The following is a 10,006-nucleotide window of genomic DNA, read 5'->3' on the forward strand; positions in this document are numbered from 1 at the left end:
CTGTGGCCCTCGGCCAACAAGGCGCGCACCAGGGGGGCTGCGCCGCGCAGCTCGCCCATGGACGCCGAGTGCAGCCAGATCGGGCGATCGGCGAGGCGGGCGGGCGTGCGGCCAAAGCGTTCGGCCCAATGGGCCCGGTACAGGGGTTCGCGCCCGCCTTTGCGCCAGAAGTACAGCAACACCAGCGGCAACAGCACATGCCACAGCAGCGTGTACAGGACGTACAGGATGCGCAGGTGCCAGGGGAGGGAAAAACGGGGGCTCGGAGCGGGGGCTGTCATCTCTGAAGGGATGCTGGTGGGCGGCAGGGCATGGCGGTGAGCACGGGCAAAGTGTTTCAGTATAGTTAGGCCCTGTGCTGGCGGTCGATGGGCCGAACTGCCGTCCGGTGGACGGGAGCAGCTGTTCCCAAGGAAATTCTCCGCATGCCCCAAACAAAGCCGAGCTGGACCGCCGTCATTCCCGTGCGGGCGGGCTCCAAAGGCTTGCCCCAGAAAAACACGCGTCTGCTCGCGGGCAAGCCTTTGTACCGGCACGCGATCGACCAGGCCCTGGCGGCCGGTGCGCACCGTGTGGTGGTCACGACCGACATTCCCGAGATCTTGAACGCCCAACTCCCGGCCATGGTGACCGTGATCGAGCGGCCCCAGGAGCTGGGTGGCGACACCGTGCCCATGGCCCCGGTGCTGGCGCACGCGCTCAGTGCCGCTGGCTGCAGCGGGACCGTGGTGCTGCTGCAGGCGACTTCGCCCTTGCGCGAGGTGACCCATATCGCGGCGGCGCTGGACGTGTTTCGGCCCGGCTACTTCGAGCTGGTGCTGTCGGTCACGGCGGCCGAGCGCAGCGTGCTCAAGTGGGGCGTGTTGCGGGGCAACCGCTTCCAGCCGGTCTCCGACCCGACTTACTGTTTTGCCAACCGCCAAAGCCTACCGCCGGTGGTTCGCCCCAACGGCGCGGTCTACGTGGTGGACGCCGACTGGTTCGTGGCGCGGGGCAGTTTTGTCTCCGACCGCATGGGCGTGATCGAAATGTCGGCCGATCAAAGCCAGGACATCGACACCCTGGCCGACTTCGAACATTGCGAGCGGGTTTTGATGGCGCGGCCAGGCGCATCAGGCGCAGGCGCGCCCGACCCGCAGGCCAAAGGCTGACATGGGCGCCGCCGTCGCATCCGAAACGCAAACCGCCGCAGCTGCACCGCCACCGACGTGGCAGTGCGTGCTGATTTGCTGGGGCGAAAAGTACAGCACCCGCATCGTCAACCACCTGGTTGAGAGCATCGCCTCAAAAACCGCCCAGCCGGCCCGGTTTGTGCTGATCTCGGACCGGGAGCGGCCCGACTTGTCACCCGAGGTGGAGCTGGTGCGCTTTCCCGAGCGCTGGCTGGCGGCGAATCTCAGGCGCTCGGGCTGCCAGGCCAAGCTGGTCATGTTCGAGCAGCAGATCCTGCGCACGGACTTGCCCGCGATTTACGTGGATCTGGACACCATCATCCTGGGCGACGTGAGCAGCGGTCTGGCTCTGATGCAGGACCGTCAGACCGTGGCTATTCTGCCCAGCGCGATTCTGCCGTTTGGACCGGTGGGCCGCTTTCTGTACCGCCGCACCCAGAAACGCAAGTACGCACGTGGCAATTCGTCCATGGTGGTTTTTCACCCGGCCGAATGCCATTACATCGCCGAGCGTTTCATGCAGTTGCTGGACGAGCATCCGAACTTTGAGTTCCGGCCCATGATCGCCGACGAGCGCTTCATCAGCTGGGTGGCGCAGGAGCACATGGTGCGCCTGCCCAAGTCCTATGTGGTGAAGTTTCCCGGTGAATACATGTTTTACTGGGGCTTCTGGCTCTATGTCAAAGCCTGGTTGCCCTGGGTGCAGCGGCGCAGGAGCCGACTCGTGGCGGTGACCTTGAATGGCCTGATGATCAAGCCCGAGAATCTGCTGGAACTGCAAGAAGGCGACGTGATCGTGGACGAAAAATCCCGCAAGCTGATCTGGAGCCGGCGCACGCTGGGCTTCATGCAGGCGAAAATCCGGTCTTATTACGCAGGCATCGTCTGATCACGCGAGCCGCACCCCACCGAATCCAGGACCACCCCATGCGCATTGCACACCGAGAAATTTCACCCGCCCACGCCCCGCTGGTGATCGCCGAGATCGGCATCAACCACGGCGGCAGCCTCGACGTGGCCAAGGCCATGGTCAGCGCCGCGCACCGGGCCGGCTGCGAGATGGTGAAACACCAGACGCATTTCGTCGAAGACGAAATGACCGAAGAGGCCAAAAGCATTTTTCCGCCCAACGCCGACGTGTCGATCTGGGAAGTGATGGCGCGTTGCGCCCTGTCCAAGGACGACGAGATCGCGCTCAAAGCACACACCGAATCGCTGGGCATGATCTACATCTCGACCCCGTTTTCGCGTGCAGCGGCCGATTTTCTGAACGACATCGGTGTGGCCGGTTTCAAGATCGGTTCGGGCGAATGCAACCACCTGCCGCTGATCCGCCACATCGCGGGGTTTGGCAAGCCCATCATCATGAGCACCGGCATGCAGACCATTGACAGCATGCGGCCATCGGTGCAGGTGCTGGACCAGGCGGGTATCGACTACGCGCTGCTCGAGTGCACCAACCTCTACCCGTCGCCGCCCGAGATCGTGAGCCTGCAAGGCATCACACAGTTGCGACAGGCCTTTCCACGTGCTGTGATTGGTTTTTCCGACCACAGCATTGGCCCCGAAATGGCCCTGTCTGCCGTGGCCCTGGGTGCTTGCATTCTGGAGCGCCATTTCACCGACACGCGCTACCGCAAAGGGCCGGACATCATCTGCTCCATGGACCCGGCCGAGCTGCGTTTTCTGATCGACCGCTCGCGCGAAATCCACGTGGCCCTGAACAACCCCAAGGTGAGAACCGCACCCGAGGAAGATGTGTACCGCTTCGCACGCGGCTCGGTGGTGGCCGACAAGGACCTGCCAGCGGGCCACGTGGTGACCGCCGCCGACATCTGGGCCCGCCGACCCGGTTCGGGCGAAATTTCGGTGCAGCACTTTGACCGCCTGATCGGAGCACGGCTGACCCGCGCCGTGCGCCGCAACCAGCAGTTGCTGTGGAGCGATCTGGACGGCGTGCAGCCGGAGTGAGCGCATGAGCCGAAAACTTTTGTTCGTCACCGGTACGCGGGCCGACTACGGCAAGCTCGAACCACTCGCCCATGCCGCGCAACAGGCCGGGTTCTCCATTGGTTTCTTCATCACCGGCATGCACATGATGCGCCGCTATGGCGAGACCAAGCTGGAAGTGAAGCGCTTTCCGAACGCCGAATTTTTCGAGTTCGTGAACCAGCGCGAGGGCGACGCGCTGGAGTTCATCTTGTCCAAAACCATCTTGGGTTTTTCGGACTTCGTGCACGAGCACCGGCCCGATCTGGTGCTGATCCACGGCGACCGAGTGGAAGCGCTGGGTGCCTCCATCGTCTGCGCCATGAAGTACATCCCGTCGGCGCACATCGAAGGCGGAGAAGTCTCGGGCACCATCGACGAAAGCCTGCGCCACTGCAACACCAAGCTGTGCGCCACACACTTCGTCAGCTCCGAAGCCGCACGCCAGCGCGTGCTGGCACTGGGCGAGTCTCCCGACAGCGTGTACAACATCGGATCGCCCGAGCTCGACACCCATGCGCGGCCCTCTGGCGTGACCATGGACGAGGTGCGGGCGCGCTACGCCATCCCGTTCGAGGACTACGGCATTGCCGTCTTCCACCCCGTCACTTCGGAAGCCGACACCATCGGCGCGCAGGCCCAGGCGCTGTTCGACCGCCTGGCCGCCAGTGGCCGCCACTTCGTCGTCATCGCGCCCAACAACGACCCCGGCACCGAGGACATCTTTGCGGTGTTGGACAAGTTGCCCAAAGACCGCTTTCGGCAAATACCGTCGATGCGCTTCGCCTATTTTTCCGAACTCATGCGCCATGCCTCGGCCATGGTCGGCAACAGCAGTGCCGGCGTGCGCGAGGCGCCCTTTCTCGGCGTGCCGAGCCTGGACGTGGGCACGCGCCAGAACTTGCGCGCAACCGGCCCGTCGATCACGCACGCGCACGCTTTCGATGCGGGCAAGATCGAACAGTTTCTGTCGGCACAGTGGGGCCTCAAGTTTCCCACCAGCGCGGAGTTTGGCGATGGCCAAGCCGCACAGCGTTTTGTGAGCGCTTTGGCCGACCCTGTGTTTTGGCGTATTTCGGGTCAAAAGTCGTTTCACGACGCGCATTAAATTGAATCCCTCTACCGTGTTCAAAAAGCCGAAAACCTGGGTCCTGGCATTCCCTTTTCTTTGCCATTTGGTGTTGGGCGCACCCGAAGTGTTGTTGATGGGCATGGCGATGGCTGGCATTTGGATCTGGCGTCAAGAGCATGGGAGCGTTCAATCGTTCGGGCCTTCTCGTGAAGAGGATCCGTCGGAGCGCTTGGTGGCCCTGGGCTTTGTCTCGGTCTTCGCGATCAAGCTGCTGTCGATGTTATGGGCCGAATCTCCACGAGAGGCACTGGACAATGCCTTCAACCATTTGCATTTTTTGTTGTGGCCCGCGCTCTTGCCGTTCTTGCGCAAGGCTCAGGTCTCGCCGTTGAAATCCGAACCCTGGATAGTGGTCAGCATGGGCCTGCTCATGGTCTGGTACCTGTGTGCTATCTATTGGTTTCCGAGTTCCGAACAAGCCGCGTGTTTTGCCGGAGGAACCGGGAACTGTGGTTTGCTGGGACTTACCATTGCGTTTTTCCTATTTTGGCTTTTTGTGGCACTTACGCGGCCGGCGGCGTCATCGCGCAGGCGCGTTTGGCTGGCGCTTGGGATGGTGGCGGGTTGGATTGCGTTTGTCGGCACACAACGCAGGACCGAAATGCTGGGGCTTGCGGTGGCGTTGCTGGGTGTCATCGCATGGCGGGCGGCGGGTCAGATCACAAAAAGAAGAGTGGCCTACATGTCCCTAGTAATGGCGTTGCTGTTTACCGCCTCTTTCCAGGTTCTTGAACCGCGGTTTTCCATGGTGGAAGGCGAGGTGGCCGAATACATGCAAGGAGGTGAGGCACGAACTCGGTCGGTGCAGACCTCGGTTGGCGGGCGGTTGGAAATGTACCGTGTGGCATTCGATGCAATGGCAGAGCGACCCTGGTTGGGCTGGGGGGCGGGTATCAAACCTAGAGATCTGCCGCAGTTCGCCCACGACCCGAACAACACCCTGCCGTACCGAAACTTCCACAACCAGTACATCCAATGGGCTCTTGAGCTGGGTGTCATCGGTCTAGCGCTTCTTGCCGTGGTTGGAGGGTTCCTGTTGAGAGCCATGGTCCTGAGCCCACGCTTTGTGCAACGTTCGGAAATGGTGGTCTTATTGCTCGGGTTGTGGTTCTTGTACGCCTGGAAAGCACTCAGTTTCACTAGCATCGGCTATGGCTTGTTCAATGCCTTTTTTGTTTTCTTCACCGCATGGTTCTGGGTCGACATGACAGGCCGGGAGCCTATGCCAGTGTCCAACGTTTGAAATTTGGCTGCGTTGCGCCTGCATACTTCATTCGCAGGTGTGCAACTGCTGGGCAAAGCCCGAGCGCTCCAGCAGCGACTTGGGCTGTGGATTCAAGCCCACCATGCTGAGGTGCCCGCCGCGTTTGTGCACCGCCTTGTGCAGCTGTGTCAGGGCGTCCAGCCCGGTGGTGTCCAGCGAGATCAGCTGGGTGGCGTCGAGCACCACATGGGTGCCCATGGGGGATTGTTCGATCTGCGTGACCAGGGGGTCGATCTTGGCCACGGCACCAAAAAACAGCGAACCGTAGAGCCGGTAGGTCAGGCCCGGCTGCGATCCCGTGGCGATTTGTTCGGCTTTGAAGATCGAACCCTGTCGGCGCACGAACAGCACGCAGGCCATGACCAGACCCAGTTCCACGGCTACCGTCAGGTCGAACACGATGGTGACGAAGAACGTGGCCAGCAGCATCAAACGGTAGTGCAGGGTGAACTTGCGCAGATGGGCAAATTCCCGCCATTCGCCCATGTTCCAGGCCACGAACAACAGCACGCCGGCCAGCACGGCCAGCGGGATGTGGGCCGCCAAGGGCGCGCCGAGCAAGACGATGGCCACCAGAGTGAGGGCATGCACCATGCCGGCCACGGGCGAGGTGGCGCCGGCGCGGATGTTGGTGACGGTGCGCGCAATGGTTCCGGTGGCGGGCATGCCACCAAAGAAGGGCACCACCAGGTTGGCGACACCCTGGGCCATCAGCTCCTGGTTCGGGTCGTGCTTGGCGTGCTCACCGAGTTGATCGGCCACGCGAGCACACAACAGCGATTCGATGGCGCCGAGCAGGGCGATGGTGAGCGTGGGTGTGACCAGCAGCCGCACCGTTTCCCACGAAAAATTGGGCAATTCAAAAGCGGGCAGGCCTTGTGGAATGCCGTTGAAGCGGGTGCCAATGGTTTCCACCGGAAACTGCATGAACCACGACAGCAGCGAGAGCGTAACCAGTGCCACCACCGGGGCGGGCAGGCGCGCCGTGGCACGCAGGGCGCTCACGGTGTCGAGCTGGTCGAGCTTTTGGCGGAACTGCGAATCGACGGCCCACAGCCTGGGCCACACGAAGAGGCCGAGCACGCACGCCGCGCCCAGGCCCAGCGCGTACAGGTTGAGGCTGCCGATGTGCTGCGCGATGGTGGCGATCTGGTTGAAAAAATCGGCCGGCATGTGGGCGATGTCCAGACCCAGCAGGTCGCGGATCTGGGACAGCGCGATCAGCACGGCGATGCCGTTGGTGAAGCCGATCACCACACTCACCGGCACGTAGCGCACCAGCGTGCCCAGCCGGAACAGGCCCATGAGAAAGAGCAGCACGCCGGCCGACGCGGTGGCGATCAGCAGGTTGGCCACGCCGTAACGCTCCACGATGCCGTAGACGATGACGATGAAGGCGCCCGCCGGGCCGCCGATTTGCACCGAGGTGCCGCCCAGGGCCGAGATGATGAACCCGGCGATGATGGCCGTCCACAACCCGGCTTCGGGTTTGAGCCCGCTGGCGATGGCGAAGGCCATGGCCAGCGGCAAGGCCACGATGCCCACGGTGGCGCCCGCGCCCATGTCGCGCGCCAGCCGCTCGGCGCTGTAGTTCTTGATGTCCTGCAGCAAGCGCGGACGGAAGGGGGCCAGCGGGGGGAGGTTTTGCAGCATGTTGAATTGTTACCGTTCGCTACGGTTGGCCGAACTTACCGCAGCTGGGCACTGGAATGGCGGCTTACACTGGATTTTTTTGCGGAAGACGGAATTTTGATGAGTTATTCGATTCTGGGCGGCTTGCGGGCCGCCGCGCGTGGCATGTCCATCTGCATGCTCGCGGTGCTGTTGTTCGCATGCGACCAGCAGAACATCAACGAGCTGGAAGAAGGCGTTTCCACCGAGGCCGATGTGCGCCAGCGCTTTGGTGAACCCGAAGCGGTCTGGGACGGCGCCGATGGCGCCCAGGTGTATGAATACAACCGGCAACCCGCCGGGCACCGCAACTACATGATCACCATCGGGCCGGAAGGCAAGATGGCCGCCTTGCGCCAGGTGTTGACGCCAGAAAATTTTGCACGCGTACAAGCGGGCATGGCAATGGAAGAGGTGCGCCGCATGCTGGGCAAGCCCATGAAGATCACGCCCTACGCGCTCAAGAATGAAATCCACCACGATTGGCGCTACCTCGACGGCCCCAACGACAGCGATTCGAAGATCTTCACCGTGGTTTTTGACGCCGATTTGCGTGTGCTCTCCACCGGCTCCCGGCGCGACCCGGCGCTGGACAAGTATTGATGCCCTGCGGCGCTTGAGCCGCCCTGGTTGGCGTTGGCGTCATTCTTTGGCGATGCACGCCACCAGGTGATCGATCAAGATGCGCACCTTGGGCACCGTGTAACGGGTGGGCGCAAACAGCAGATAGGCCGTGCCCTGGTAGTTGGCTTCGAACACCCAGTCTGGCAGCACCTGCACCAGTTCGCCCCGTGCCATCGCAGCGCGCGCGACAAAGCCGGGCATGCAGGCCACACCCAAGGCGGCCACGGCGGCGTCCAGCCGGATTTCGCTGTGGTTGGCGGTGTAACGTCCGCTCACGATCACCTCGACCCGTTCGTCCGCCTGGCTGAAATGCCAGTGGTTATCGTGCTCTTGCTCGCCCAGGAACAGGCAGCTGTGCGCCATCAAGTCGCGCGGGTGGGAAACAGGGCCGTGGCCGCGCAGATAGTCTGGGCTGGCCACCAACACGTGATCCGCGGCCATCAAGGCCCGAGCCACCAGTCCTTGCGGCGGGTCTCGGGTCAGGCGCACCACCAGGTCGACGTTTTCGCGGATCGGGTCGACGGTGCGGTCGGCCACGACCAATTGCACGTCCACCTGCGGATGCTGAGCGAGGAAGCTCAGCAGGTGCGGATGCAGCACCTGGCGGGCAAAGGCCTTGGGTGCGCTGATGCGCACCTGGCCCTTGGGTTCGCGCATGTGTTCCTGGCCAATCTGCATCGTGGCCTGCGCCGCCGCCACCATGTTTCGGCAACGGTCAAACGCTTCCAGACCCGCATCGGTCAGCCGCAGATGGCGCGTGGTGCGGTGCATCAGTTGCACGCCCAAGGCCTTTTCCAGGCGCGATACCTGGCGGCTCACAGCCGACGGTGTGAGATCGAGCTGTGCGGCGGCCGCCGAAAAGCTGCCCAGCTCGGCTACCCGCACAAATGCCACCATCTCGTGCAGCACACCCATGAATGGATTGGTTCCCATGGCGCAATGATCCTGTTCTGGCGACCAGTCTAGTCAAGTGCCGCTCACCATCCAAAAATCACCGTTTCAATACGGGGACGGTATGGACTTGCGAGATGCAGCGGTTGGTGGCTTGAAGGGAACTGGCGCACGCGATGCGTCTGCCGCAGCCCGCAAGTGGCTGGGGCCGGGGGAGTTCATGCTCATACTGGTGGCCGCGATCTGGGGTGGCAGCTACACGGCAACCAAGATCGCGACGCAGCAACTGCCGGTGCTGGAGTTGATGGTGTTGCGGTTTGGCCTGACCTTTTTGCTCTTGTTGCCGGCGTTGCGCCCGCTGCTGCATGTGAATGGGCGCGCGGCTTTGCAGGTCGGCTGCGGTCTGGGCGTCAATCTGTTCGCCATCTTGCTGTGCGAAACCTATGGCGTGTCGCTCACCACCGCATCGAACGCGGCGTTTCTGATCAGTCTGTGCGTGGCCATCACACCGTTTTGCGAATGGTGGTTGCTGGGGAAAAAGCCTTCCGCACAGATCATGAGCGCAGCGGCCCTGTCGGTCGTGGGTGCGTTCATGCTGGCCTACAAGAGCGTGGGCGGCCTGGGCCTGGCATGGGGCGACGCCTTGATGTTATTGGCTGCCTTCTTGCGCGGCATCATGGTTTGTTTGACGCGCCGCTTCGGCTTGCGCCACCCCTTGCCGGCTCTGACGCTGACCGCGATACAGATGGGCGTGATGACGCTGGGCTCGCTGGTATTGCTGCTGTTGGTACAGGGGTGGCAGTTCCATGCGCTGCCGACCCAAGCATCCTTTTGGTCGGCGATGGCGTTTCTGGTGTTGCTGTGCACCTTGTTTGCCTTCTTTGCGCAGAACTTTGCCGCCGCCCGCTCCAGCCCCAGCCGCGTGGCGCTGCTCATGGGCAGCGAGCCACTGTTCGGCGCTCTGATCGCCGCGTTGGTGATGGGGGACGCGCTGGGCCTGCTGGGCTGGGCGGGTGGCGCGCTGATCGTGCTGTCCGCCGCATGGGTGAGTCTGGCGCCTCGATGAGCCGAGGCTTGAATCGTTTCAGGTGCTTCAGGTGCGCCGGGGCTGGCGCAGGTGCTGCCAGTCGTCCAGTGCCGGGCGCAGCACCAGCAGCAGCAGCAGGGCGGCCAGTGGCACGGTGCTGATGTAGCCCGCGTATTTGAAACCCAGCGCTCCGGCCAGACCGCCGATGAAAAATCCCGCCATCAGCTGCCCGTGTA

The 10,006-nt window shown here is 62.8% G+C and carries 10 protein-coding genes; 7 read left to right on the forward strand and 3 right to left on the reverse strand.

The features are described 5' to 3' along the window. Positions 1–281: glycosyltransferase N-terminal domain-containing protein (locus ABYB95_RS10650; protein WP_372658482.1), on the reverse strand; the 281-nt coding region annotated here is incomplete at its 3' end. Between the two features lie 144 nt (positions 282–425). Here ABYB95_RS10650 and ABYB95_RS10655 point away from each other — a divergent pair. Genes ABYB95_RS10655 through ABYB95_RS10675 form a run of 5 tightly spaced genes read left to right on the forward strand, consistent with a single transcriptional unit; the run spans position 426 to position 5,536 of the window. Beyond that, on the forward strand, positions 426–1,151 hold the full coding sequence (locus ABYB95_RS10655; protein ID WP_372658483.1) for a cytidylyltransferase domain-containing protein: 726 nt from the start codon (positions 426–428) through the stop codon (positions 1,149–1,151). 1 nt (position 1,152) lies between these two features. Continuing rightward, complete coding sequence (locus ABYB95_RS10660; RefSeq protein ID WP_372658484.1) at positions 1,153–2,061, forward strand: hypothetical protein; 909 nt, start codon at positions 1,153–1,155, stop codon at positions 2,059–2,061. A gap of 38 nt (positions 2,062–2,099) precedes the next feature. Then, a complete protein-coding gene (locus tag ABYB95_RS10665) occupies positions 2,100–3,143 on the forward strand; it encodes an N-acetylneuraminate synthase family protein (RefSeq protein ID WP_372658485.1) in 1,044 nt (347 codons plus the stop codon). A 4-nt stretch (positions 3,144–3,147) separates the two neighbouring features. Next, positions 3,148–4,269, forward strand: a complete 1,122-nt coding sequence (gene neuC, locus ABYB95_RS10670) for a UDP-N-acetylglucosamine 2-epimerase (RefSeq protein WP_372658487.1) — start codon at positions 3,148–3,150, stop codon at positions 4,267–4,269. A 1-nt stretch (position 4,270) separates the two neighbouring features. Continuing rightward, on the forward strand, positions 4,271–5,536 hold the full coding sequence (locus ABYB95_RS10675) for an O-antigen ligase family protein (RefSeq protein ID WP_372658488.1): 1,266 nt from the start codon (positions 4,271–4,273) through the stop codon (positions 5,534–5,536). Positions 5,537–5,563: 27 nt separating this feature from the next. On the opposite strand, the gene ABYB95_RS10680 is transcribed toward ABYB95_RS10675, so the two are convergent. After that, a complete protein-coding gene (locus ABYB95_RS10680) occupies positions 5,564–7,210 on the reverse strand; it encodes a SulP family inorganic anion transporter (RefSeq protein ID WP_372658489.1) in 1,647 nt (548 codons plus the stop codon). Positions 7,211–7,309: 99 nt separating this feature from the next. Here ABYB95_RS10680 and bamE point away from each other — a divergent pair, with 99 nt between their 5' ends. Beyond that, on the forward strand, positions 7,310–7,831 hold the full coding sequence (gene bamE / locus ABYB95_RS10685) for an outer membrane protein assembly factor BamE (protein WP_372658490.1): 522 nt from the start codon (positions 7,310–7,312) through the stop codon (positions 7,829–7,831). Between the two features lie 39 nt (positions 7,832–7,870). On the opposite strand, the gene ABYB95_RS10690 is transcribed toward bamE, so the two are convergent. Next, on the reverse strand, positions 7,871–8,785 hold the full coding sequence (locus ABYB95_RS10690) for a LysR family transcriptional regulator (protein ID WP_372658491.1): 915 nt from the start codon (positions 8,783–8,785) through the stop codon (positions 7,871–7,873). An 82-nt stretch (positions 8,786–8,867) separates the two neighbouring features. Here ABYB95_RS10690 and ABYB95_RS10695 point away from each other — a divergent pair, with 82 nt between their 5' ends. Continuing rightward, positions 8,868–9,809 (forward strand): DMT family transporter, encoded by a 942-nt coding sequence (locus tag ABYB95_RS10695; RefSeq protein WP_372658492.1) that lies wholly within the window; start codon positions 8,868–8,870, stop codon positions 9,807–9,809. The last annotated feature ends 197 nt before the right edge of the window (positions 9,810–10,006 follow it).

Origin of the sequence: Hydrogenophaga sp., from assembly GCF_041633695.1 — a bacterium.
Classification (GTDB): domain Bacteria; phylum Pseudomonadota; class Gammaproteobacteria; order Burkholderiales; family Burkholderiaceae_C; genus Hydrogenophaga.

Bases quoted from the DNA above. Each gene is read 5' to 3' on its own strand.
- ABYB95_RS10695 (WP_372658492.1), top strand. From the start codon at position 8,868: ATGGACTTGCGAGATGCAGCGGTTGGTGGCTTGAAGGGAACTGGCGCA.
- ABYB95_RS10665 (WP_372658485.1), top strand. From the start codon at position 2,100: ATGCGCATTGCACACCGAGAAATTTCACCCGCCCACGCCCCGCTGGTG.
- ABYB95_RS10660 (WP_372658484.1), top strand. From the start codon at position 1,153: ATGGGCGCCGCCGTCGCATCCGAAACGCAAACCGCCGCAGCTGCACCG.
- ABYB95_RS10690 (WP_372658491.1), bottom strand. From the start codon at position 8,785: ATGGGAACCAATCCATTCATGGGTGTGCTGCACGAGATGGTGGCATTT.
- ABYB95_RS10680 (WP_372658489.1), bottom strand. From the start codon at position 7,210: ATGCTGCAAAACCTCCCCCCGCTGGCCCCCTTCCGTCCGCGCTTGCTG.
- ABYB95_RS10655 (WP_372658483.1), top strand. From the start codon at position 426: ATGCCCCAAACAAAGCCGAGCTGGACCGCCGTCATTCCCGTGCGGGCG.
- bamE (WP_372658490.1), top strand. From the start codon at position 7,310: ATGAGTTATTCGATTCTGGGCGGCTTGCGGGCCGCCGCGCGTGGCATG.
- neuC (WP_372658487.1), top strand. From the start codon at position 3,148: ATGAGCCGAAAACTTTTGTTCGTCACCGGTACGCGGGCCGACTACGGC.